This is a genomic window from Streptomyces sp. NPDC002640 (assembly GCF_053592575.1).
On sequence record NZ_JBSFVZ010000033.1, the window covers coordinates 1 to 21379 of the forward strand.

The following is a 21379-nucleotide window of genomic DNA, read 5'->3' on the forward strand; positions in this document are numbered from 1 at the left end:
CGGCCCGATCACCGCCCACGACTCATCAGTCAGCTCATGACGACGCACCACGAACAGACCAACGACGCCCCCACTTTGCGGACACGACCTAGGGCTGGGGTCCGGCCGGATCCGCGACCTCGGGCGGAGGTGCGGGACCGGGACCGCGGGCTAGCGTGCGGGCATGTCGACCGACCGGCCGCCCCGCGGCATCGAACAGCGCACCCGTGACGTCCTCGACCGGTTCGCGCGGGAGACCGACGTCTGGGTGGCGTCGGCCGACGCCGACGGCGTGCCGTACCTCGTGCCCCTCTGGTTCGTCTGGCACGACGGTGCGCTCTGGCTCGCCACCCGGCCCGCCACCCCGACCGCCCGCAACCTCCGTACCTGCCCCCGGGTCCGGGTGGCCCTGGGCGACACGCTCGACGTGGTGACGGTCGACGGGGAGGCCGAGGCGCTGAGTTCCGCCCAGGTGCCGGACGGGGCGGCGGGCGCGTTCACGGCGAAGACGGGCTGGGACCCGCGGCGGGACGTGAAGGAGTACGTCTGGTTCCGGCTGCGGCCCCGGTCGATCGAGGCCCGCAAGGGGATGCACGAGATGCGGGACCGGTGGGTGATGCGCGACGGCGCGTGGGCGGCGCCCGAGGCCGTCGCCGGGGCCGTTGTCCGGGAGGCCGACGCGGTCGTACGGTGACCGGCATGAGGCCGCAGCAGCTGCACCCCGCGATCCGCAACCGCGTCCGCTTCCTGCCGAGCATCCCCGCCGGGCCGCTCGGCCGCCGGATCGGACGCGCCGTGCGGCAGCGGCTGCCCGAGCCGAAGCTGCCCGACGGGGTGCTGTGGGGGACCGTGGACGGGCTGCCCGGCGGACCGGTGCGGCTCTACGTCCCCGCGCCGGGCCCGTCGCGTACCGGGGGCGCGGTGCTGTGGATCCACGGCGGCGGGCTGGTCAGCGGCTCCGCCGCGCAGGACCACCGGTGGGCGGGGCGGCTGTGCGCCGAGCTCGGCGTCGTCGTGGTGTCCGCCGAGTACCGGCTCGCGCCCGAACACCCCTTCCCCGTACCCCTCGACGACTGCCACGCGGTGTGGCACTGGCTGCTGGAGCACGCCGGTGACCTCGGCGTCGACGCCGGCCGCGTCGCCGTCGGCGGCCAGAGCGCGGGCGGCGGCCTGGCGGCCGCGCTGGCGCAGCGGCTGCACGACGAGGGCGGCACGCGACCGGTCGCCCAGTGGCTGTTCTGCCCGATGCTCGACGACCGCACGGCGGCCGACCGGGCCCTGGACGCGGTCCGCCACCCGGTGTGGGACAACCGCAGCAACCGCGCGGGCTGGACCGCCTACCTCGGCACGGAGGTCACCGAGGGCGCGTCGCCGCCACCGCCGTACGCCGTGCCCGCCCGCCGCGAGGACCTGGCGGGGCTGCCGCCGGCCTGGGTCGGCATCGGGGACGCCGACCTCTTCCACCGGGAGTCGTGCGACTTCGCCGCACGGCTCCGGGCGGCCGGCGTCGACACCGAACTGGACGTGATGCCGGGCGCCCCGCACGGCGTCGAGACCCTCGCGGGTGACGTGCCGTGGGTGCGGGCCTACATCCGCCGCGCCGAGCGGTGGCTGGCGGAACGGCTCGCGAAGGCCTGAGCCGGGGTCCCGCACGCCCTGGGGGACCCCGGTGCGGGGCGGATCAGCCGGTGCGGGGCGCCAGGGACTCCGCGTAGGCCGCGAACGCGTACGCCGCCTCCAGCGATCCAGGCCGCGGCGGGTCGGCCGGGTCCCAGCCGCGGTCACGGTCCCTCAGGACCTGGGTGAGCAACGGCCGCCACCGCGGGGCGAGTTCCTCGCACCCCCAGGCCAGCGCCCCCGGCTTGGACGCCACCCGGCCGGTCCGCAGCGAGTACAGCACCCGGCAGTACGTCGTCACGACGTAGCGCTGGGTCCAGGCCAGGTCGAACGACGCCCAGGTCCGGACGGACGCCAGCACGCCCGGAAGTGCCGCGCGGGCCTCCGCCCGCACCGCCTCGGGCGGAACCTCGTCCACCACCTCGGTGACCGGCGGGCCGGCCAGCGTGATGCCGTGGTGGCGCAGGATCCACCGGCTGTGCGCGCTGTTGCAGTGGGTGTCCCAGGTCAGCTCCCGGTGGCCGTGGTCGTTGAACAGCCAGGGCGTGCCGAGGCCGCCGACGTCGCGGAGGGAGGCCGTGTCGGCGTACGAGCCCTCGAGGTGCTGCGGCCAGTGGCCCGGCCGCAGCGGGATGCCGTCGTGGAGCCGGCGCAGCGCCGCCTCCGTCCGGCCCCGCGGCAGGCGGGTGGCGGCCACGACGAAGTCGCAGTCGCTGTGGAGGTCTCCGGCGCCGAGGGCGAAGGACCCCTGGACGTAGGCGCCGACGAAGGTGTCACCGAGGATGTCGCGGACCGAGCGGGTCAGGTCGGCGAGGAGCGCGTCGAGCTCCGGGTAGGGGGTGAAGGACGGTGCAGACATGCGGAATCTCCGTGCCCGTGGAAGTGGTCGAAGGACGATCGACGGGCGCGGCGGGGCAGGCTGGGCCGGATCGCCGCGCTCAGGCGGCGCGGCGCGTGCGGATCGCGGCGAAGCAGGTCACGCAGGTCAGGAAGGCCATGGGGGCAGGGTAGCCCCGTCCGGCGGTCCGGGGCGGCGCCTTCCGCGGCCGGGACCGTCCGGCGCGGGGCGGGGCGGCGTGCGCTCCGCCTGGACCCGGACCTCCTGGTACGCCTCGTGCGAGGTGATCCGGAACGCCTCCTCCCAGGAGGCGAGCGCGGCGGAGGCCGCCGCCCCGGCGGTGCCCCGGCGGCGCACCCTGCGGGCCAGCCGGGCGAGGGCGGCCACGGCGACGGCCAGGCCGCCGAGCACCGTCAGGGGCGGCAGGAGCGGCCCGAGCACCTGGAGAGCGTTCATACGGCCATGAGCTTAGGTCGTTTCTTCTGGATCATCTCGCTGACCGGATGAAGATGGCGGCGATGTGGGAGTCCGGCAAGGTAGATGGTGGCGGTCCTGTCGTAGCGGGTGGTCAGGCCGCGCCACTGCTTGAGCTTGTTTATGCACGGCTCGACGATGTTGCGCTGCTTGCAAGCCTCGGGGTCGAAGGCTGGTGGTCTGCCGCCGTTACGGCCCGCACGACGAGGAGTGGGGCGTGCGCCGCTTCTTCGTCCGCGACCCGAACGGCCGCGTGGTCAACGTACTGACGCACCGTTGAGCCGCCGCACCGCCTCCACGGTCTCCGCGGCCCCGTCCTCCGCGGCCATTCGCTCCGCCGCCCGCGCGGCCGCCTCCCGGTGGGCCCGCTGCCTGACGACGCGGTCGAGGGCATCGGCGAGGCGGTCGGCGGTGAGGGTGCGGAAGGGGATCGGCTCGTCGGCGGCGCCGATGGTGGCGAGGCGGCCGGCCCAGAACGGCTGGTCGGCGGTCACGGGCACGGTCACGGCGGGGACCCCGGCCCGCAGCGCGGCGGCCGACGTGCCGGCCCCGGCGTGGTGGACCACGGCGGCCAGGTGCGGGAAGAGCCGGGCGTGTGGGACGTCCCCGATGGTGAGCATGTCGTCGCCTTCGGCGGCGAGCCCGGCGCTGCCGGCCTGGAGGATGCCGCGCAGCTTGGCGCGGCGCAGGGCTCGCACGGCGAGCTCGCTGAGCCGTTCCCCCTCGCCGACCGCCATGCTGCCGAAGCCGATGAGGACGGGCGGGGCGCCGGCGCCCAGGAAGTCCGCCACTTCCCCGGGCAGTTGCCCGTCCGGGTCGTGGTGCGGCCACCAGTTCCCGATCACCTGGAGGCCGGGGCGCCAGTCGGTGGGCCGGGGCACCAGGGCGGGGCTGAATCCGTGCAGGACGGGCCAGTCGGCGCGCTCCTGGCGGCGGCGCGTGTCGGAGGGCTTGGCCGGGGGCAGCCCGAGCTGTTCGCGGAGCGCGGTCACCGCCGGGGCGTACAGGCGGTCGGTCATCCGGAGGGCGAAGCGGCCAGCCAGGCGGTTGCCGGGGCGGCCCAGTGAGCGGGTGCCCGTAACGACGGGCGGGAAGTCGCGGGTCGGTGCGGTGGGCTGGAGGTAGACGCCGATGGCGGGGATGCCCGTGGCCTCGGTGAGGTGCCAGCCCAGCGGGGCGGTCGTGGTCGAGAGCAGCAGCAGATCCGTGCCGTCGGTCATCGCGTCGGCGAACCCCTGGCCCAGGTCCGCGATGAACGCGGAGGCGGCCCGCATGAGTTCGCGCCTGTCCCCGCTCCCGCCGCCGCTCTTGGCCGTGTTGCGCGGGAGGGCGCGGAAGTCCAGCCCGGCGGCGCGGACGAGGGGCTCGAAGGTGCCCGTCGCGGCCAGGGCGACCTCATGGCCGGCCGCGCGGAGTGCGACGCCCAGGCCCGTGTAGGGGGCGATGTCACCGCGCGATCCGGCGGCGGCGATCAGTATTCTCATCGGTTCTCCTCGGGCTCGTCGGTCCGCCGGGCTCGTCGGCCGGCCCGGCTCATCGGTCGTCGCCGCTGTCGACCCGCCGGGCCGCGTTGGCGTGGACGGCCTTGCACAGGTAGGCGGCCAGACCGGGGCGCTGCCGGCTCGGCGGTACGACCAGGGCGAAGGCGCGCGGGTCGGCGGCGAAGTCGTCCGCGATGCGCACGTGCATGGCGGGCGGGCAGGAGGTGAACCAGCGGGAGATGTGCAGCCGGTGCTCCTCGGCGAGGTCCATGGCCCGTTCACCGTCGCTCGGCTCGCCGTCGTCGAAGGCCGCCAGCAGCTCGGCGCGCCAGGCCGTGGCCTCGCCCATGAGCTGCCGCCAGTCCTCCTTGGTGTGCGCGGCGGCCCGGGCCATCGTCTCCCGCTGCCCCGGTGAGTCCGCCCACTTGAGCGCCGCCTCGGTGGCGTAACTCAGGTCGGCGGTGATCTCGCCGAACACCTCGAAGCGCTCCCGGGGGGTCAGCGAGACGCCGGTCCGCTGCACCTCGATCGCCCCCCGGGCCACCTCGGAGAGCCGCCGCAGCCTGGCGATCTCCGCCTCCAGCTGCTTCTGCCGGGCCCGCAGATGGTCCAGGGCGTTAGCGTGCGGGTCCTTGAAGATCTCGGCGATCTCGTCCAGCGGGAAGCCCAGTTCGCGGTAGAAGAGGATCTGCTGGAGCCGGACCAGGTCCGCCTCGTCGTACAGCCGGTAGCCGGCCCGGCTGCGCCCGCTGGGCGAGAGCAGCCCCGACCTGTCGTAGTGGTGCAGCGTGCGCACCGTCACTCCGGCGAAGGCCGCCACCTGCCCCACGGAATAACTCATCCACCCGCCCTTTCCTCGCGACCGATCATCAAGCCTGACGTAAGGGGAGGGTCAAGCCGCGCCCCAGTCCGGGAACACCGGCCCGGCAGCGGTGCTCCATGCTCTGCGGTTCCTACTTGATGGCGGGCACCCCTCGGTCCAGACAGGCCCCAGGCCGCTTCTTCCGGATCATCTCGCTGACCAGATGAAGATGGCGGCGATGTGGAGTCCGGCAAGGTAGATGGTGGCGGTCTTGTCGTAGCGGGTGGCCAGGCCGCGCCACTGCTTGAGCTTGTTGATGCACCGCTCGACGGTGTTGCGCTGCTTGTATGCCTCGCGGTCGAAGGCCGGTGGTCTGCCGCCGTTGCTGCCGCGGCGTTTGCGGTGGGTGGCCTGGTCGGAGGGCTGCGGGATCACCGCCCGGATGCCGCGTCGGCGGAGATGACCGCGGATCGCGCGGGACGAATACGCCCTATCCGCCATCACCACCTCCGGGTTGGTTCTGGGCCGGCCGATGGGCCGGGGCACTCGTAAGCGGGCCATGATCTGGGCGAACGCGGGTGCGTCACCTGCCTGGCCGGGTGTGAGGACGAACGCGAGCGGGTGGCAGCGGCTGTCCGCGACAAGATGGATCTTCGTGGTCAGTCCGCCACGGGACCGTCCGAGGGCATGGTCGTCCGGCTCGCCGGCCGGGGCCCCTTTTGACGGGCCCCGGCGGCGTGCTGATGAGCCCGGGCGACGGTGGAGTCGACCGCGACGATCCAGTCGAGGTCGCCTTCGGCGTCGGCCTGGGCGAGCAAGGCAATGAAGACCTTCTCCCAGGTTCCGTCGACGGCCCACTTCCGCAAGCGGTTGTGGGCGCCCTTCCACGAGCCGAAGTGCTCGGGAAGGTCCATCCACGGCGTGCCGGTGCGGTACTTGAAGGCGATCGCATCGATGACCTGCCAGTGATCACGCCACCGCCCGCCTCGCCTCGGAGTGCGCTCCGGTAGCAACGGCTCGATCCTCGCCCACTGGGCGTCAGTCAACGACACACATCAGCCAACGATCAGATGATCCGGAGGAAACGCCCTAGCCGTCGCCCCGCCCGGGGCAAGGGGCCCCACCGTGCTGGAGCCGCCGGCGGCGGCGAGGGCGTGGGCGCGGTACGGGTCTTCCGGACCGGCCGGCACGTCTCACGGGAGCGGAGAGGAACTGGCCACGCCGGACGACGCCGCACGCCCGGTCGGCGCACGAGACGGCCCGATGGGCGGGACCGTGCACTCCGCCACCCCCGCCGCACCGCACCGACCGCCTCTCGATGCGAGGCCGAACTCGCTTCCGGAGGCGCGTCGTTGGGGCGTCCGGAGCGGCCGGTGGCAGCCAGGGTCCGCAACCGGTCCGGGCATGGCGGACGCCGTGAAGGCGGGCGTACGGGGCACCATGAAGGCATGACCGAAGCCGAACCCTTCCCGCCCGAGCCGTGGCACCTGCGCGGCCGGATGCACGTCAGCCTCTGGCGGGCCCGCCGGAACCGGCTGCCGCGCTGGGCGCTGCCCGCGGGGGTACGCCCGCTGACGGTCGGCGGCCGGTGCGCGCTGCTCACCTTCTGCGTCGACTACTCACCCGAAGGGACCCTCGCCTACCGGGAGTTGCTGCTGGCCCTCGCCGTGCGCCAAGGACGGCGGATCGGCTGCACGGCGGTGGCGGTCTGGGTCGACAGCGAGCAGTCGAAGGCCGGTGGACGGACCCTGTGGGGCATCCCCAAGGAGATCGGCGGCTTCGCCTGGGAACCCTGGGCCGGGGTGCCCGGCACCGAGCACGTCAGGCTCCGGGCCCCCGGCACCGGTGAGGTGCGCGCCGCGTTCCGGCCGGGGCGGCCGCTGCCCGGCCGGCTGCCCGTCCGGACACGCCTGCTGCAGGAGGTGGACGGCGAGACCCTGGCCGTTCCCGCGCATCTGACCGGCAAACCGTCCCTGACCAGGGCCTCCTTCCGCCCCGACCCGGCCGGGGCGCTGGCCTTCCTCGGCGAGGGGCGCCCCCTGCTGTCGTTCACGCTGGAGGACTTCCGGTTCCGGGTGGGGTTCCGGCCCCCGCGCGAGCGGCTCGGCTGAACCGGTCCCCCCACTCCCGTGCCCGGTCGGCCAGTTCGGGCGGGCCGGCGATCCGGAACTCCGCGCCCGCCATGCCGAGGGCCACCAGCGGCCAGTCCAGGTCGTCGGAGGTCATCCGGACCCGGCAGCGGCCCTCGCCCGCCTCCTCCACCTGGCTCCACCGGCCGATCCGCCCCCGCACGGCCTCGGCCGGGGCCTCCACCAGCGCCTCCACCCGATGGGGGCGCGGCGCGTTCTCCAGCCCCGCCCGGACGAAGGCCGCGGCGTCGGCGGCGGGCAGCTCACGGGGACGGAACCGCTCACCGGTGGGCTCCGGGGACCCCAGCCGGTCCAGCCGGAAGCTGCGCCAGGCCGCCCGGTCCAGGTCGTAGGCGACCAGGTACCAGCGGCGTCCCAGCGGCACCAGGCGGTGCGGCTCGGCATGGCGCTCCGTGCGGGCCCCGTCGGCGGCGCGGTAGCCGAAGCGGATCCGCTCCTCGTCACGGCAGGCCAGCGCCACCGTGGTCAGCGCCGACGGATCCACCCCGGCGTCCTCGCCGTCGCCCCAGCGGGCCGGGACCGTCACGGCCCGCAGCGCCTCCACCCGGCGGCGCAGCCGGGCCGGCATCACCCGCACCACCTTCGCCAGCGCCCGCACGGACGACTCCGCCATCCCGTCCACCGCGTTCTGCGCCGCCGTCTGCAGCCCCACCACCAGGGCCACCGCCTCCTCGTCGTCGATCACCAGCGGCGGCAGCGCCGCCCCCGCCGCGAGCTGGTAACCGCCGTCCACGCCCCGGTTCGCCTCCACCGGATAGCCGAGCTCGCGGAGCCGGTCGACGTCCCGGCGCAGGGTGCGGGTGGAGACGCCGAGCCGGCCGGCGAGTTCCGTCCCCGGCCAGTAGCGATGGGTCTGCAGCAGGGACAGCAGCCGCAGGGTGCGTGAGCTCGTGTTCGCCATGACTTCAGTCTGGCGGCCATTGAGGCCGGAAACTGGCCGCAATCCCTTCTAGCGTGGAACACGTCCGGGAACGACGGCCCACGGACCACGGACCACGGACGACAGACGACCGACGACGGCCGACAGATCCAGCGAAGGCGGAGACCCGTAATGAGCGTCAACGAGACGACCACCACCACCGGCGGCACCGACACCCTCACCGGCGAGCGCGCCGACCTGGTGGAGGTGCTGCGGCGGCACCGCGCGTTCCTGCGCACCACGACCGACGGCCTCACCGACGACCAGGCCCGGCAGCGGACCACGGTGAGCGAACTGTGCCTCGGCGGGCTGATCAAGCACGTCGCCGCGGTGGAGAAGGGCTGGGCGGAGTTCATCCTCGAAGGGCCCGCGGCGATGGGCGACTTCGAGAACATGACGGAGTCCGACTGGGCGGAGCGCGCCGCGGAGTTCCGGCTGCTGCCCGAGGAGACGCTGGCCGGCGTGCTCGACGCCTACGCGGAGGTGGCCGCCCGCACCGACGCCCTGGTCGCCTCCCTGCCCGACCTGGACGCGAGCCACCCGCTGCCGAAGGCCCCCTGGTTCGAGGAGGACGCCCGCTGGTCCGCGCGGCGGACCCTGCTGCACATCATCGCGGAGACCGCCCAGCACGCGGGCCACGCGGACATCATCCGGGAGGGCCTGGACGGCGCGAAGACGATGGGCTGAGTCACCGCGCCGCTTCCGCCCCGGTCACCGCGCCGCTTCCGGCCCGGTCACCGCGCCGCAACCGGCCCGGTCACCGGTCCGCGCCGACGGAACGGTCGCCGGCGGGGGAGAGGCACCAGTCGAGGAGGCCGGACCACGGCCCGTACCCGGAGTCGGGGTTCAGGTGGGCGGTGCCCGGGAGGACGTCGGCGGGCAGGCCCAGCGGCTCGGCGTAGGCGGCGTCCGCGCCCTCCACGCAGTACGGGTCGTCGTCGCCGCAGACCACACGGGTGTGGCGGGCGGCCGCCGCCACCCGCTCGGGCGCGAGCGGCGGGGGAGTGAAGGCGGCGATCTCGCGGTGCTCCCGCAGGAAGGCGGGCCCCGGCGGGGCGATCAGCAGGACGCGGTCCACCGGCGTGGTCACCAGGCCGCGGTCGACGGCGTGCAGCCAGGTCGGGCAGGCGAGGCTGTGGCACAGGACGGTGCGGTGCGGGGCGCGCAGCGAGGCCAGGTGGGTGGCGTACTCCGACAGCCAGTCGTCCAGGCGCGGCTCGTCCGGCTCCGGCATCTGGGGGTAGACCACCTCGTGCCCCAGCTCGGCGAGCCGGTCCGCCAGCCGGTGCTGCCAGTGGTCGGCGGGCCGGCGGTTCTGCCAGCCGTGCAGGATGAGGAAGCCCTGCTCGGGCGCGCTGTCGTTCATGGCACACATGATCGGCCGCTGCCGTCCGGGGAGTCCAGGCCGTCTCGGGACACGAACACCGGGCCGGAGCCGGGGACGGAGGAAACGGGCCCCGGCCGTCCTACCGTGAGGGCATGGCCATCGACTGGAACAACGAGCTGGTCGAACAGCTCGACCGGCACTGGCGGAACCAGCTGCGGCCACGCCTGGCGGGCCTGACCGACGAGGAGTACTTCTGGGAGCCGGCGCCGGACTGCTGGAACGTCCGCCACCGGGGCGAGAGCACGGCCCCGATCGCCGCGGGCGCGGGGGAGTTCACCATCGAGTACGCCTTCCCCGAGCCCGACCCGCCGCCGGTGACCACCATCGCCTGGCGGCTGGGCCACCTGGTGGTCGGCGTCCTCGGAACGCGGGTCGCCGCCCACTTCGGCGGACCGGCCGTCGACTACGCGACCTTCGCGTACGCCGGCACGGCCGACGCGGCGCTCGCCCAGCTCGACGAGGCCTACGCGGGGTGGACGGCGGGGGTGCGCCGGCTGGGCGAGGACGGGCTGGCGCGGCGCTGCGGCCCGGCGGAGCACGACTTCGCCGAGTACCCGATGGCCTCGCTGGTCCTGCACATCAACCGCGAGGTCATCCACCACGGGGCGGAGGTCGCGCTGCTCCGCGACCTCCACCGTGCCCGTGGGGCGGACAGGATCTAGGGCCGGTCGGGCCGGGCGTACGGTCGCGTCATGATCTCCATGTTGTGGCCGTCCGGGTCGGTGAAGTACGCGCCGCGTCCGCCGAAGAGGCGGTTGAAGCGGCCCGCTTCGCTGTGGTTCGGATCGGCGAAGTAGGTGACGCCGAGCGCGTCCAGGCGGGCCAGCATCACGTCGAACTCCTCGTCGGGGACCAGGAAGGCGTAGTGCTGGCTCTGCACCGGCTCGTCGCGCTGCTCGTAGAAGTCGAGGGTGACGCCGTTGCCGAGGTCGACGGGCAGGAAGGGGCCGAAGGGCGCGCCGACCCTCAGCCCCAGGACGGCGGCGAGGAACTCCGCCGAGAGCTGACGGTCCTTGGCCAGGACGGCGACGTGGTCGAGCCGGACTGCGGTGACGGACATGGGAAGCAGGTCTCCAGGGATGCGGTTCCGGAAGGGGCGGTGGGACGGGGATTCCGGAACCGGGGGCGGGCCGCGGGCCCGCGCCGGAGTCATGCCGAGGCCGGGCGCCTCACTCGTGCGTGGCCCAAGGCCGACCCGGCAGTCATGGGGGTGAGTCTAGTGCGGTGACCACGCCGGGGGACAGGGCCACCCGGCTGTTCCCGGCGCCCCGCGGCCCGGCACGTCGGGGCGCCGGTCGTGCCCCCGCCGATACGCTGGGGCCACGTCGGCACCCCCGCCCCGCCATCAAGGGCTTCCGGGAGTTCTTCCAGGAGTTGTGGAGACAACGCATGACTGATGTGGGCCTCGGCAGCGGCAAAGTGGTCGTGAACAGGGCGATGTCGCTGGACGGCTTCATCGCCGGTCCCGACCACGCGATGGACTGGATCGGCGAGTACCTGCCCCCGGACGCGTTCCCGGAGATCATGGCGGCCACCGGCGCCATGCTCGTCGGCCGGGGCACGTACGAGGTCGCCCGGCGCATGGCCCCGCAGGACACCACCTACGACGGAGGGCACCAGTTCGTCCTCACCCACGAGCCCCCCGACGACCCGGTCCCCGGCGTCACGTTCCTCACCTGCGACATCGAGGAAGCCGTCGCCACCGCCCGCGGCGCCGCGGGCGGCAGGAACCTGGAGATCCTCGGCGCCGACCTCGCCGCCCAGTGCCTGCGACGCGGTCTCGTCGACGAGATCCTGGTGTACGTCGTGCCGGTGCTGCTCGGCGACGGGGTGCGCTTCTCGCCCCCGGGCCTCGGCCGGATCGACCTCGAACCCTTCGACAACACCCAGGCGGGCGCCGTCACGGTGCTCCGCTTCCGCGTGCGGAAGTAGACGGCCGTCGGCCCGTGGCCAGGGTCAGGCGACCGGGGCCGGGGTGCGGAGGTCGCACCGGGACGCCTGGTCGACCAGGTCGCGCAGGCAGGCGAGGTAGCGGGCCCGCCCCTCGGCCCCCGTCTCGGCCCCCGAATCGGCCCCCGTTTCGGGGGCGGTCCCGGTCGCGGGCGTGGGTGCGGGCTCGGTTTCGGGCGCGGCCCCGGTCGCGGGCTCGGCCAGGCGGTCGAGGACGCCGTGGGCCGTCGCGCGGTAGGCGTCCAGGTCGCGCCGGAAGCGGTCTAGCACCGGTTCGCGGAGCAGCACGGCCAGCAGTTCCTCGCGGGCCTCCGGCGAGGTGCGGGCGACCGGGCGCAGCACCCGCAGCCGGGCGGCGTCCCGGGGCGGGGCGCACTCGGCGGCGCAGGCCAGGAGGTGGGTGACCGTGCCGTTGCGGAGGTCCTCGTGGCGGCCGGAGGTGATGTCCTCCTGGTCGTTGAAGAGCTGCCAGAGGACCCCGAACACGTCGCCGAACTCCCGCCAGAGCGCCGTGCGGGCCCGGCCCGCCCCCGCGAGCAGCGCCGCCATCGCGGTGATCATCGCGAATGGGGCGCCGGACTTGCCGCGGTAGGTGGCCAGCACCGCGTCGCGCCGCGGCTCGCCCCGCCCGCCACCGAGGTCGGCGAGCTGGCCGGCCACCGCCGCGAGACCGCAGGAGGTGAGCTCCGCGCCGAGGTCACGGCGGACGGCCGACGGCAGGCGGGGGGAGTCGAGCAGGCGCAGCGGCAGCAGGGTCCCGACCGCCAGCGTGGTCAGCGCGGCCTCGGGACCGCTTGCGGGGCCCGTGCCGGACCCGCGTCCGGACAGTGCCTCGGCGTCCGCGAGGTCGTCCATGCGGCAGGCGGCCGTCCACCACAGCAGATGCACCGCCGCCAGCGGGAGCGCCGGCTCCGGGTCGCCGGTCTCCGCGCCGTGCACCGCCAGGGGCAGCACCGACAGCGGGTAGCGCATCGGCTGCCGGCGCAGCAGCTCCTCGCAGGAGGTCCGCAGCAGACTGCCGGGCGGTCCGGTCAGTTCGAGCGCGGCGGCCAGTTCGGCCCGGATGCCGTCGGCGTGGCCGGCGTGAAGTTCCTGGTAGGTCAGGGAAGGCACGCGTTTTCCCCCGTCAGCCACTGGGTGCCGAGTGAGCCTTGATTCGAGCACCCACGCCGCGGGAAGAGCCAGGCGGATTTCGGCCAGATCGGCCGATTGCCGCTGTTCGGAGCGGTGGGGCGGTCGGTCGGGGTGGGGTTTCGGTCAACTCGTGTGCGTGACGATGATGTTGGTGTCTAAGTTTAGTCGTACAAGCCGTTCTGACGGGGTGACAGCAGGGACACCGACCGCTTCGCCCACGGCCGGAGGAGAGCACGCATGACCACGCAGCCCCACCGCACCATCGACACCTCGGTGCCGCACTCCGCGCGCATCTGGAACTACTGGCTCGGCGGCAAGGACAACTACCCCGTCGACGAGGAGGCCGGCAACGCCTACACGGCCGTCTTCCCCGGGATCACCACCATCGCCCGGTCCAGCCGCGCCTTCCTCGGCCGCAGCATCCGCCACCTCGTCGTGGAGTGCGGCATCCGCCAGTTCCTCGACGTCGGCACCGGTCTGCCCACCAGCGACAACACCCACGAGGTCGCCCAGCGGCACGCTCCCGACGCCCGGATCGTCTACGTGGACAACGACCCGCTGGTGCTCACCCACGCCCGCGCGCTGCTGACCTCCACCCCCGAGGGCGCCACCGCCTACCTCGACGCCGACCTCTACCGGCCCGAGGCGATCATCGAGGCCGCGGCCGAGACCCTCGACCTCACCCGGCCGACCGCACTGATCCTCAGCGGGACGCTCGGGCACGTCCCCGAGCACAAGACCGCCCGTGACCTGGTCCGCAGGCTGATGGGCGGGCTGCCCACGGGCAGCTACCTGTGCGTCAACGACGGTTCGCGCGGCGTGGACCCCGAGTACGAGCGCGCGCAGGACGGCTACAACGAGACCGGCGCCGTCCCGTACTTCCTGCGCCCCGTCGAGGAGATCGAGGCGTACTTCGAGGGCATGGAGATGATCGAGCCGGGCGTCGTCTCCGTGCCGCTCTGGCACCCGGAGGAGGGCGCGGACACCACGCCGATCGGCCAGCACGGAGGCGTCGGCCGCAAGGTCTGAGGAAGCCGCCGGGAACGCCGCCGGAAGCCTCGCCGGGAACGCCGCCGGAAGCGCCGCCGGGGGCTCCCGCGCGGACGCCGCGAGCGGTGCCGCGAGGGTCGCCGGGAACGCCGCCGCGGCGGGCGACGACGGCCGGGTGGATCGGGAGGGCCGCGAGGGCCGGAAAGGTCCGCATACCGGCTGAACAGCATCCGTGCGGACGGGAGTTCCCGTTCGCCCCGGTTTCACGCGAAGGTGTGGAGCCGGGGCCCGGGGCGCATGCCGGGACGCCCTCCCGGACAGGACCCGGCCATGACGCAGCCGTTCCGACTCCCGCAGTTCTACATGCCGTATCCCGCGCGGCTGAACCCGCACCTCGACGAGGCCCGGACCCACTCCACCCGGTGGGCCCGGGAGATGGGGATGCTCGAGGGTTCCGGTGTCTGGGAGCAGTCCGACCTCGAGGCGCACGACTACGGCCTGCTGTGCGCCTACACCCACCCCGACTGCGACGGTCCCGCCCTCTCGCTGATCACCGACTGGTACGTCTGGGTCTTCTTCTTCGACGACCACTTCCTTGAGATGTTCAAACGCGGCCTGGACCGGGCCGGCGGACACGCCCACCTGGAGCGCCTGCCGCTGTTCATGCCGCTCGACCCGGCGACCCCGGTGCCCGAGCCGCTGAACCCGGTGGAGGCCGGCCTCGCCGACCTGTGGGCGCGCACCGTCCCGGCCATGTCGGAGCACTGGCGCCGCCGCTTCGCCCTCGCCACCGAGCACCTGCTGAACGAGTCCCTCTGGGAGCTCTCCAACATCGGCGAGGGCCGGATCGCCAACCCGGTGGAGTACATCGAGATGCGCCGCAAGGTCGGCGGCGCCCCCTGGTCGGCCGGCCTGGTCGAGTACGCCACCGCCGAGATCCCGCACCGCGTCGCGGGGTCCCGGCCGCTGAGGGTCCTGATGGAGACCTTCTCCGACGGCGTCCACCTGCGCAACGACCTGTTCTCCTACCAGCGCGAGGTCGAGGAGGAGGGCGAGCTCAGCAACGGCGTCCTGGTCCTGGAGAACTTCTTCGGCTGCGGCACCCAGCAGGCCGCGGAGATCGTCAACGACGTCCTCACCTCACGCCTCCACCAGTTCGAGCACACCGCCCTCACCGAGGTGCCCGCCGTCGCCCTCGAGGCCGGCCTCACCCCCGACGAGGTCGCCGCCGTCGCCGCCTACACCCGGGGCCTCCAGGACTGGCAGTCCGGCGGCCACGAATGGCACCTGAGGTCCAGCCGGTACATGAACCAGGGCGCCCTCGACGCCCGCACCGACCCGCTGCGCGGCCCCACCGGCCTGGGCGCCTCCGTCGCCGACGTGCGGGCGCTGCTGGCCAGCGCCGGGGCGCAGCGGCTGCGGAACCACACCCACGTGCCCTTCCAGCGGGTCGGCCCGTCCCGGATCCCCGATCTGCCCATGCCCTTCCAGCTCACCCTCAGCCCCCACCTGGGCGACGCCCGCGGCCGCCTGCGCGACTGGGTGGAGGCCACGGGGATCTTCGCCGAGGGCGTGTGGGACGAGGACAAGCTCCGCGCCTACGACCTGCCGCTGTGCGCCGCCGGCATCCACCCCTCCGGCACCGCCGACGCCCTCGACCTGGCCTCCGCCTGGCTGGCCTGGGGCACCTACGGCGACGACTACTACCCGCTGGTCTTCGGACACCGCCGGGACCTCGCCGCCGCCCGGCTCACCACCGCGCGCCTGTCCGCCTGCATGCCCCTGGACGGTTCGCCGCCCCCGCCGCCCGCCAACGCCATGGAACGCGGACTCGCGGACCTGTGGGCCCGCACCACCGCCGGCATGGACCCCGCGCAACGGCGGACCCTGAGGGAGTCGGTCGACTCCATGACCGAGAGCTGGGTCTGGGAGCTCTCCAACCAGCTCCAGCACCGCGTCCCCGACCCGGTGGACTACCTGGAGATGCGGCGCGCCACCTTCGGCGCCGACTTCACCATGAGCCTGTGCCGCCTCGGCCACGGCCCCGCCGTGCCGCCCGAGGTCTACCGCAGCGGCCCGGTCCGCTCCCTGGAGAACGCCGCCGTCGACTACGCCTGCCTGGTGAACGACATCTTCTCGTACCAGAAGGAGATCGAGTTCGAGGGCGAGATCCACAACGCCGTGCTGGTGGTCCAGAACTTCTTCGGCTGCGACTACCCCGACGCCCTCCGCGTCGTCCAGGACCTCGCCACCCGGCGGATGGAGCAGTTCCAGCACGTCGTCGCCCACGAGCTGCCCGTGCTGCAGGAAGACCTCCGGCTCGGCGCCGAGGCGCGGCAGGCCGTCGACGGCTATGTCGCCGACCTGCGGAACTGGATGGCGGGCATCCTGAACTGGCACCGCGAGGTCGACCGCTACAAGGACGCCTGGCTCTCCCGGCGCGCCCACCGGTTCCTGCCCGGAGCGCCCCCCGGACCGCCGCCGTCCCTCTCCGCCACCGGCGCCCGGGACGCCTTCGGCCGGCCCGTCGGACCGCAGTTCCTGACCGTCCCGTAGCGCCTGTCCGGGCGGGGGCCGGGGTGGTGGCGGGCGGGGGCCGGACGGGGACGGGGGGTGGGGCCGCGCGGTGGCGTAGGTGGGCGTGAACATGCCGATGCCGCTACGGCGCGGGGGCCGATGGGGGACACTGGGGAGCTGGGGCGGACGGTCCGCGGCCGTCCCCCGCCGTGCGCGTCCGCCCGTCCGTCCACCGCGTCCGTCACCGCCAGGAGGCCCCCGATGACCGGCCCCTTCGACCCCTTCAGTGCCGACGACCACCGGGCGCGGATGGAGCGCGCCGCCCGTGAGGCCGAGGCGGCGGGACTGGCCGGACTGCTGATCGCCCCGGGCCCCGACATGGTGTGGCTCAGCGGCTACACCCCGCCCGCCGCCACCGAGCGCCTCACCCTCCTGGCCGTCGTCCCCGGCCGGGACCCGGTGCTGGTCGTACCGACCCTGGAGGCCCCGGACGCCGCCAAGGCCGCCGGCGCGCCCGCCCTCACCCTGCGGGACTGGACGGACGGCAAGGACCCCTACGCGATCGCCGCCCTCGGCCTCGACGCCCGGGGCCGCTTCGGCGTCAGCGACAACACCTGGGCGCTGCATCTCCTCGGCATGCGGCGAGCCCTGCCCGACAGCTCCCACGTCGCCCTGAGCGAGGCGCTGCCGATGCTGCGGGCCGTCAAGGACACCGTCGAGCTCCAGCGGATGGCCGCCGCCGGAGCAGCCGCGGACGCCGCGTTCGGCGAGATCCGCACGGTCCGCTTCGCCGGCCGCCGGGAGAGCGAGATCGCCGCGGACCTCGCCGGCCTGCTGCGCCGCTTCGGCCACGAGCAGGTCGACTTCACCGTCGTCGGATCCGGCCCCAACGGCGCCGACCCGCACCACGAGGCCGGTGAGCGTGTCGTCGAGGAGGGCGACATGGTGGTCCTCGACTTCGGCGGCCTGATGCACGGCTACGGCTCCGACATCTCCCGCACCGTGCACGTCGGCGAGCCCACGGAGGAGGAACGCCGCGTCCACGACATCGTCCGCGAGGCCCAGGAGGCCGGTTTCCGCGCGGTGCGCCCCGGCGCCGAGTGCCAGGACGTCGACCGGGCCGCCCGCGCGGTGATCACCGAGGCCGGCTACGGCGACCGCTTCATCCACCGCACCGGCCACGGCATCGGCGTCACCACGCACGAGCCGCCGTACATGGTCGAGGGCGAGCGGCAGCCGCTGGTGCCCGGCATGTGCTTCTCGGTCGAGCCCGGCATCTACCTGCCCGGCCGCTTCGGGGTCCGGATCGAGGACATCGTGACGGTCACCGAGGGAGGGGGACTGCGCCTCAACGAGGCGCCTCGTGAGATCGTGAAGGTCGGCTGATGCGCCACGCGGACCGGCCGACGGCATCCCGAACCCCCTTCGGGCCGGACGAACACGAGCAAAACGGCACCACCACCATGAATCAGGCACCGACGGCACCGCCACCGCCTTCCGAGGACGAGCTGCGCGAGCTGGTCCGCACCCTCCTTCCGTCCGCCTCCGGAGACGGAGACGAGTCCTCCGGGGAACCGGAGATCCGGCCCGTGGTGGACGAGAAGACACCCGAACCGGAGCGAGGGCACAGCACCTGGTGGGTCGGCGACCGGCACGTGCTGAGGCTCGCCCACGACCGCGAACAGTCCGCGCGGCGGCTCAGGGAGCTGCGGCTGCGGGATCTGGTCCGGCCGTACGTCGGGGTCCCGGTGCCGGTGAGCCGCGGGCACGGGGAGTGGCGACCCGGCCTGGTGTACACGTTGGACACCCGTCTGCCGGGCGGCGCCGGCGCACGGCACAAGGTGACCGCGCTGGGCGAGGCCGACCTCGCCGGGCTGCTCACCGGCCTGCACGCGGTGCCGCTGCGGCAGGCGGAGGCGGTCGGCGTGCCCAAGGAGACGCCCCGGTCCCTGGAGACGCTGCGGCGGGAGGCCGGGCTGGCCGCCAAGGAACTGGTCGCCGCCGACGAGATCGACGCGGCGTGGCTGCGGCCCCTGAGCGAGGCGGGCGCGGCGCAGCTGGAGGTCCGGCCCGGGACGGCGGCGCTGGCGCACCGGGCGATGAGCGCGGAACACCTGGTGATCAGCGAGGACGGCCGGGTGCGGGGGGTGCTGGACTGGACCGACGCGGTGCTGGGGGACCCCGCGGAGGACATCGCGGGCCTCGCGCGGGCGATCGGGTCGCCGGCCGCGGTCCGGGCGGCGACGCTCGCGGGGTACGGGCCCCGGCCGTGCCTGCGGGGGCTGTGGCTCGCGCGGTGCGACGCGGTGCTGCGGCTCGCGGCGCTGGTGCGGCGGTTCGGGCCGGGGGAGTCGGAGCGGCACACGTTGTTGCGGACGGAGTTGGCGCAGGCCTGGGAGCCGATCCTTCTCGAACGCGTGTCCGACCTCCGCGAAGAACCCTACTGACCCCTCCGCCCCGCACGAGCCCTGGCCCTTGCCGACGGCACCGTGCGCACGTGACGCCCGCCGCAGCGTGCGTGCGCGATGGCCTGCGCCCACCCTCCCCCAAGCTCTCGGTTTCGCTCGAGCATGGGGGAGCCCCGTCGCCCCAGCGGCATGGTTCGCCCGGTGGGCGGGGGCGGGGTGGCGCGTGGGGTCAGGACTGGAGGAGGACCGCGCAGGATTCGGCGGGGAGGTGGAGGAGGCCGTCGGGGTCGGGGGTCTCGAGGGGGGTCCAGGAGGCGAGGATCTCGACGGGGCGGGACCCGAGGGGAATCTCCGCCGCCTCGGACCCGAGGTTGAGGACGATGCGGAGGTCACCCCGGCGGAAGGCGAACCACCGCGCCTCCGCGTCGTGGACGACCCGCACGTCCGCGAGGTCCGGATCCGTGAGGTCCCCCTGCTCGTGCCGCAGCGCGATCAGCATCCGGTACCACGCCAGCAACCGCGCGTGCGGCTCCTTGGACGGCTCCGTCCAGTCCAGGCAGGACCGGTCCCGCGTCGCCGGGTCCTGCGGATCCGGCACGTCCTCCTCCGCCCAGCCGTGCGCCGCGAACTCCCGCCGCCGCCCCTGCCGGACCGCCTCCGCCAGCTCCGGGTCCGTGTGGTCGGTGAAGAACTGCCAGGGCGTCGAGGCGCCCCACTCCTCACCCATGAACAGCATCGGCGTGAACGGCGAGGTCAGCGTGAGAGTCGCCGCGCAGGCCAGCAGGCCGGGGGAGAGCGTGGCCGACAGCCGGTCGCCCTGCGCCCGGTTGCCGATCTGGTCGTGGGTCTGGGAGTAGCCCAGCAGCCGGTGCGCCGCGAACCGGGTCCGGTCCAGCGGCCGCCCGTGCCGCCGGCCGCGGAAGCTGGAGTACGTGCCGTCGTGGAAGAACCCGGCGGTGAGCGTCTTGGCCAGCGCGGTGAACGGGTCGCGGGCGAAGTCCGCGTAGTAGCCCTGCGACTCGCCGGTCAGCGCGGTGTGCGCCGCGTGGTGGAAGTCGTCGTTCCACTGGGCGTGCAGCCCCAGCCCGCCCGTCTCGCGCGGGGCGACCAGCCGGGGGTCGTTGAGGTCGGACTCGGCGATCAGGAACAGCGGCCGCCCCAGTCCCACCGCCAGCCGGTCCACCGCCGTGGAGAGCTCCTCCAGGAAGTGGTAGGCGCGGTCGTCGCAGAGGGCGTGCACGGCGTCCAGCCGCAGACCGTCCAGCCGGTAGTCCCGCAGCCAGGACAGGGCGCTGTCGATCAGGAACTCGCGGACCTCGTCGGAACCCTGGGCGTCCAGGTTGACGGCGGCCCCCCACGGCGTGTGGTGGGTGTCGGTGAAGTAGGGGCCGAACCGCGGCAGGTGGTTGCCGGACGGCCCCAAGTGGTTGTGGACCACGTCGAGCACGACGCCCAGCCCCAGTTCGTGCGCCCGGTCCACGAACCGCTTGAGGGCCTCCGGGCCCCCGTACGGCTCGTGCACCGCCCACAGCGAGACGCCCTCGTAGCCCCAGCCGTGCCGCCCGGGGAACGGGCAGAGCGGCATCAGCTCCACATGGGTGACGCCGAGGTCGGCGAGGTGCTCCAGCCGCGAGGCGGCGGCGTCCAGCGTGCCCTCGGGCGTGAACGTGCCCACGTGCATCTCGTAGAGGACCGCGCCCGGCAGCGGCCGCCCCTGCCAGTTCGCCCGCCACCGGTACCGCCCGTGGTCGACGACGGCGCTCGGCCCGTCCGGCCCGTCGGGCTGCCGCCGGGAGCGCGGGTCCGGCAGCACCGGCCCGCCGTCCAGCGAGAACCCGTACCGCGTTCCGTCCTCGGCGTCGGCCTGCGCCGTCCACCACCCCCGGCGCAGCGGGTCGGCCTCCATGGCGTGCTCGCTCCCCGCGCAATGGAGCGTCACCCGACCGGCCTGCGGCGCCCACACCTCGAACTCCACGAACGGCTCCCCTTCGTTCCAGCGAATGACCCGGATGCCCTGGATGCAGCGGCACCATCCTGCGTCACGGAGCGAGCGTCGCGCTCCGGATCACGACCTTCCCTCCCGTGCGGCACCTCACCCTCTACTCCGTTCAGGTGAGTTGGGTGTGGCAGTGCCCGAAGGGTGCCGATGCATGGGGTATGAGACTGATCTCCTGCGCCCCGGCCGTCCGGGGCCTCCCGGTGCGCGGCGCCCTGCTGACGGCCGCCGCGCTGCTGCTGACGGCGCCCGCCGTGCCCGCCCACGCCGCGCCGTCCGAGCCCTACCAGGGCAACTGGGTCTACGTGTCCGTGACCCACGGGGAAGCCCGCGCCGGCGCGGCCCCCGAGGCCAGGGGCGCGCTCCTGCTGTGCGATCCCCCGCAGGCCGCGGGCCACCGGGAGGCGACCCGCGCCTGCGCCGAGCTGGCGGAGGCGGGCGGCGACCCGACCGCCGTCCCGCAGCGGGCGGACGCCGTCTGCCCCATGCGGTACGCGCCGGTCACCGCCCGCGCCCGCGGCGAGTGGGGCGGCAGGCCGGTGCAGTACACGGAGACCTTTCCCAACGAGTGCGTGATGACCGCCCGAACGGGTGATGTGTTCACCCTTGCCGATGCCGTGCCGCCGGCGGAGACCGCTCCGACGGGGGCGACCGCTCCGACGGCGGAGACCGCTCCGACGGAGGCCACCGCTTCCCGGTGACCACGGAGGGACGCGGGCGGGCGCGGCACCACCGGC

At 74.3% G+C, this 21379-nt stretch carries 21 protein-coding genes and 2 pseudogenes; 12 read left to right on the forward strand and 11 right to left on the reverse strand.

Annotated features, from left to right (window positions below; all coding sequences use genetic code 11):
• Positions 1 to 163: 163 nt before the first annotated feature.
• Together ACWD3O_RS31100 and ACWD3O_RS31105 are read left to right on the forward strand one after the other, a co-directional pair.
• Positions 164 to 673: a pyridoxamine 5'-phosphate oxidase family protein gene (locus tag ACWD3O_RS31100; protein WP_451409506.1), complete on the forward strand. Its 510-nt coding sequence runs from the start codon at positions 164 to 166 to the stop codon at positions 671 to 673.
• A 5-nt stretch (positions 674 to 678) separates the two neighbouring features.
• Entirely contained in the window at positions 679 to 1617 is a 939-nt protein-coding gene (locus ACWD3O_RS31105) for an alpha/beta hydrolase (protein ID WP_451418198.1), read from the forward strand.
• Positions 1618 to 1660: 43 nt separating this feature from the next.
• Here ACWD3O_RS31105 and ACWD3O_RS31110 read toward each other — a convergent pair whose 3' ends face one another.
• The 3 genes and pseudogenes from ACWD3O_RS31110 to ACWD3O_RS31120 form a co-directional block, all read right to left on the reverse strand.
• Complete coding sequence (locus tag ACWD3O_RS31110; protein WP_451418199.1) at positions 1661 to 2455, reverse strand: aminoglycoside adenylyltransferase domain-containing protein; 795 nt, start codon at positions 2453 to 2455, stop codon at positions 1661 to 1663.
• A gap of 126 nt (positions 2456 to 2581) precedes the next feature.
• Positions 2582 to 2890, reverse strand: a complete 309-nt coding sequence (locus tag ACWD3O_RS31115) for a hypothetical protein (RefSeq protein ID WP_451418200.1) — start codon at positions 2888 to 2890, stop codon at positions 2582 to 2584.
• Between the two features lie 31 nt (positions 2891 to 2921).
• Positions 2922 to 3111 (reverse strand): annotated as a pseudogene (locus ACWD3O_RS31120) (IS5/IS1182 family transposase); the annotation flags it as partial.
• Here ACWD3O_RS31120 and ACWD3O_RS31125 point away from each other — a divergent pair.
• Positions 3111 to 3188: pseudogene (locus tag ACWD3O_RS31125) on the forward strand (VOC family protein); the annotation flags it as partial. The pseudogenes ACWD3O_RS31120 and ACWD3O_RS31125 overlap by 1 nt on opposite strands.
• Here ACWD3O_RS31125 and ACWD3O_RS31130 read toward each other — a convergent pair.
• The 3 genes from ACWD3O_RS31130 to ACWD3O_RS31140 all read right to left on the reverse strand — a co-directional run bounded on the left by ACWD3O_RS31130 (position 3166) and on the right by ACWD3O_RS31140 (position 6243).
• Positions 3166 to 4392: a glycosyltransferase gene (locus ACWD3O_RS31130; protein WP_451409510.1), complete on the reverse strand. Its 1227-nt coding sequence runs from the start codon at positions 4390 to 4392 to the stop codon at positions 3166 to 3168. The pseudogene ACWD3O_RS31125 and the gene ACWD3O_RS31130 sit on opposite strands and share 23 nt — an antisense overlap.
• Positions 4393 to 4441: 49 nt before the next feature.
• Positions 4442 to 5230 (reverse strand): MerR family transcriptional regulator, encoded by a 789-nt coding sequence (locus tag ACWD3O_RS31135; RefSeq protein ID WP_451409511.1) that lies wholly within the window; start codon positions 5228 to 5230, stop codon positions 4442 to 4444.
• Between the two features lie 168 nt (positions 5231 to 5398).
• Positions 5399 to 6243 (reverse strand): IS5 family transposase gene (locus tag ACWD3O_RS31140; protein ID WP_451418201.1). Its coding sequence is split into 2 segments (ribosomal slippage): positions 5399 to 5913 and positions 5913 to 6243, totalling 846 coding nucleotides; the frame shifts between segments, so codons are not numbered across the junction.
• Positions 6244 to 6639: 396 nt separating this feature from the next.
• On the opposite strand from ACWD3O_RS31140, the gene ACWD3O_RS31145 reads away from it, so the two are divergent.
• On the forward strand, positions 6640 to 7302 hold the full coding sequence (locus ACWD3O_RS31145; protein ID WP_451418202.1) for an acetoacetate decarboxylase family protein: 663 nt from the start codon (positions 6640 to 6642) through the stop codon (positions 7300 to 7302).
• Here the strand turns inward: ACWD3O_RS31145 and ACWD3O_RS31150 are convergent.
• A complete protein-coding gene (locus ACWD3O_RS31150; RefSeq protein ID WP_451409514.1) occupies positions 7241 to 8242 on the reverse strand; it encodes a helix-turn-helix transcriptional regulator in 1002 nt (333 codons plus the stop codon). The two genes, ACWD3O_RS31145 and ACWD3O_RS31150, sit on opposite strands and share 62 nt — an antisense overlap.
• A gap of 150 nt (positions 8243 to 8392) precedes the next feature.
• On the opposite strand from ACWD3O_RS31150, the gene ACWD3O_RS31155 reads away from it, so the two are divergent.
• Positions 8393 to 8947, forward strand: a complete 555-nt coding sequence (locus ACWD3O_RS31155) for a DinB family protein (RefSeq protein WP_451409515.1) — start codon at positions 8393 to 8395, stop codon at positions 8945 to 8947.
• A gap of 70 nt (positions 8948 to 9017) precedes the next feature.
• Here the strand turns inward: ACWD3O_RS31155 and ACWD3O_RS31160 are convergent, their stop codons facing one another.
• On the reverse strand, positions 9018 to 9626 hold the full coding sequence (locus tag ACWD3O_RS31160) for an RBBP9/YdeN family alpha/beta hydrolase (protein ID WP_451418203.1): 609 nt from the start codon (positions 9624 to 9626) through the stop codon (positions 9018 to 9020).
• Between the two features lie 113 nt (positions 9627 to 9739).
• On the opposite strand from ACWD3O_RS31160, the gene ACWD3O_RS31165 reads away from it, so the two are divergent.
• On the forward strand, positions 9740 to 10309 hold the full coding sequence (locus ACWD3O_RS31165) for a DinB family protein (protein WP_451409517.1): 570 nt from the start codon (positions 9740 to 9742) through the stop codon (positions 10307 to 10309).
• On the opposite strand, the gene ACWD3O_RS31170 is transcribed toward ACWD3O_RS31165, so the two are convergent.
• Positions 10306 to 10707, reverse strand: a complete 402-nt coding sequence (locus ACWD3O_RS31170; RefSeq protein WP_451409518.1) for a VOC family protein — start codon at positions 10705 to 10707, stop codon at positions 10306 to 10308. The two genes, ACWD3O_RS31165 and ACWD3O_RS31170, sit on opposite strands and share 4 nt — an antisense overlap.
• 329 nt (positions 10708 to 11036) lie before the next feature.
• Between ACWD3O_RS31170 and ACWD3O_RS31175 the strand changes: the two genes are divergently transcribed.
• Complete coding sequence (locus tag ACWD3O_RS31175) at positions 11037 to 11579, forward strand: dihydrofolate reductase family protein (RefSeq protein ID WP_451409519.1); 543 nt, start codon at positions 11037 to 11039, stop codon at positions 11577 to 11579.
• Between the two features lie 24 nt (positions 11580 to 11603).
• Here the strand turns inward: ACWD3O_RS31175 and ACWD3O_RS31180 are convergent, their stop codons facing one another.
• On the reverse strand, positions 11604 to 12710 hold the full coding sequence (locus tag ACWD3O_RS31180; RefSeq protein ID WP_451418204.1) for a polyprenyl synthetase family protein: 1107 nt from the start codon (positions 12708 to 12710) through the stop codon (positions 11604 to 11606).
• Between the two features lie 258 nt (positions 12711 to 12968).
• Between ACWD3O_RS31180 and ACWD3O_RS31185 the strand changes: the two genes are divergently transcribed.
• From ACWD3O_RS31185 to ACWD3O_RS31200, 4 genes are all read left to right on the forward strand, one after another.
• Positions 12969 to 13760 (forward strand): SAM-dependent methyltransferase, encoded by a 792-nt coding sequence (locus tag ACWD3O_RS31185; protein WP_451409521.1) that lies wholly within the window; start codon positions 12969 to 12971, stop codon positions 13758 to 13760.
• A gap of 291 nt (positions 13761 to 14051) precedes the next feature.
• Positions 14052 to 16277 carry a germacradienol/geosmin synthase Cyc2 gene (cyc2, locus tag ACWD3O_RS31190; protein WP_451418205.1) on the forward strand — a complete coding sequence of 742 codons (2226 nt, stop codon included), beginning with the start codon at positions 14052 to 14054 and terminating at the stop codon, positions 16275 to 16277.
• 222 nt (positions 16278 to 16499) lie between these two features.
• Complete coding sequence (locus ACWD3O_RS31195) at positions 16500 to 17624, forward strand: M24 family metallopeptidase (protein ID WP_451409523.1); 1125 nt, start codon at positions 16500 to 16502, stop codon at positions 17622 to 17624.
• Between the two features lie 77 nt (positions 17625 to 17701).
• Positions 17702 to 18685 (forward strand): aminoglycoside phosphotransferase family protein, encoded by a 984-nt coding sequence (locus ACWD3O_RS31200; protein ID WP_451409524.1) that lies wholly within the window; start codon positions 17702 to 17704, stop codon positions 18683 to 18685.
• A 190-nt stretch (positions 18686 to 18875) separates the two neighbouring features.
• On the opposite strand, the gene treZ is transcribed toward ACWD3O_RS31200, so the two are convergent.
• Positions 18876 to 20621, reverse strand: a complete 1746-nt coding sequence (gene treZ / locus ACWD3O_RS31205) for a malto-oligosyltrehalose trehalohydrolase (RefSeq protein ID WP_451409525.1) — start codon at positions 20619 to 20621, stop codon at positions 18876 to 18878.
• Between the two features lie 182 nt (positions 20622 to 20803).
• On the opposite strand from treZ, the gene ACWD3O_RS31210 reads away from it, so the two are divergent.
• A complete protein-coding gene (locus ACWD3O_RS31210) occupies positions 20804 to 21343 on the forward strand; it encodes an SSI family serine proteinase inhibitor (protein WP_451409526.1) in 540 nt (179 codons plus the stop codon).
• Positions 21344 to 21379: the final 36 nt, after the last annotated feature.

What these genes read in the sequence shown, in the direction of transcription:
- ACWD3O_RS31185 (WP_451409521.1), top strand. Translation starts at nt 12,969, where the DNA reads ATGACCACGCAGCCCCACCGCACCATCGACACCTCGGTGCCGCACTCC.
- ACWD3O_RS31175 (WP_451409519.1), top strand. Translation starts at nt 11,037, where the DNA reads ATGACTGATGTGGGCCTCGGCAGCGGCAAAGTGGTCGTGAACAGGGCG.
- ACWD3O_RS31145 (WP_451418202.1), top strand. Translation starts at nt 6,640, where the DNA reads ATGACCGAAGCCGAACCCTTCCCGCCCGAGCCGTGGCACCTGCGCGGC.
- cyc2 (WP_451418205.1), top strand. Translation starts at nt 14,052, where the DNA reads ATGACGCAGCCGTTCCGACTCCCGCAGTTCTACATGCCGTATCCCGCG.
- ACWD3O_RS31195 (WP_451409523.1), top strand. Translation starts at nt 16,500, where the DNA reads ATGACCGGCCCCTTCGACCCCTTCAGTGCCGACGACCACCGGGCGCGG.
- ACWD3O_RS31165 (WP_451409517.1), top strand. Translation starts at nt 9,740, where the DNA reads ATGGCCATCGACTGGAACAACGAGCTGGTCGAACAGCTCGACCGGCAC.
- ACWD3O_RS31100 (WP_451409506.1), top strand. Translation starts at nt 164, where the DNA reads ATGTCGACCGACCGGCCGCCCCGCGGCATCGAACAGCGCACCCGTGAC.
- ACWD3O_RS31200 (WP_451409524.1), top strand. Translation starts at nt 17,702, where the DNA reads ATGAATCAGGCACCGACGGCACCGCCACCGCCTTCCGAGGACGAGCTG.
- ACWD3O_RS31110 (WP_451418199.1), bottom strand. Translation starts at nt 2,455, where the DNA reads ATGTCTGCACCGTCCTTCACCCCCTACCCGGAGCTCGACGCGCTCCTC.
- ACWD3O_RS31150 (WP_451409514.1), bottom strand. Translation starts at nt 8,242, where the DNA reads ATGGCGAACACGAGCTCACGCACCCTGCGGCTGCTGTCCCTGCTGCAG.
- ACWD3O_RS31155 (WP_451409515.1), top strand. Translation starts at nt 8,393, where the DNA reads ATGAGCGTCAACGAGACGACCACCACCACCGGCGGCACCGACACCCTC.
- ACWD3O_RS31210 (WP_451409526.1), top strand. Translation starts at nt 20,804, where the DNA reads ATGAGACTGATCTCCTGCGCCCCGGCCGTCCGGGGCCTCCCGGTGCGC.
- ACWD3O_RS31105 (WP_451418198.1), top strand. Translation starts at nt 679, where the DNA reads ATGAGGCCGCAGCAGCTGCACCCCGCGATCCGCAACCGCGTCCGCTTC.
- ACWD3O_RS31115 (WP_451418200.1), bottom strand. Translation starts at nt 2,890, where the DNA reads ATGAACGCTCTCCAGGTGCTCGGGCCGCTCCTGCCGCCCCTGACGGTG.
- ACWD3O_RS31130 (WP_451409510.1), bottom strand. Translation starts at nt 4,392, where the DNA reads ATGAGAATACTGATCGCCGCCGCCGGATCGCGCGGTGACATCGCCCCC.
- ACWD3O_RS31160 (WP_451418203.1), bottom strand. Translation starts at nt 9,626, where the DNA reads ATGAACGACAGCGCGCCCGAGCAGGGCTTCCTCATCCTGCACGGCTGG.
- ACWD3O_RS31170 (WP_451409518.1), bottom strand. Translation starts at nt 10,707, where the DNA reads ATGTCCGTCACCGCAGTCCGGCTCGACCACGTCGCCGTCCTGGCCAAG.
- ACWD3O_RS31135 (WP_451409511.1), bottom strand. Translation starts at nt 5,230, where the DNA reads ATGAGTTATTCCGTGGGGCAGGTGGCGGCCTTCGCCGGAGTGACGGTG.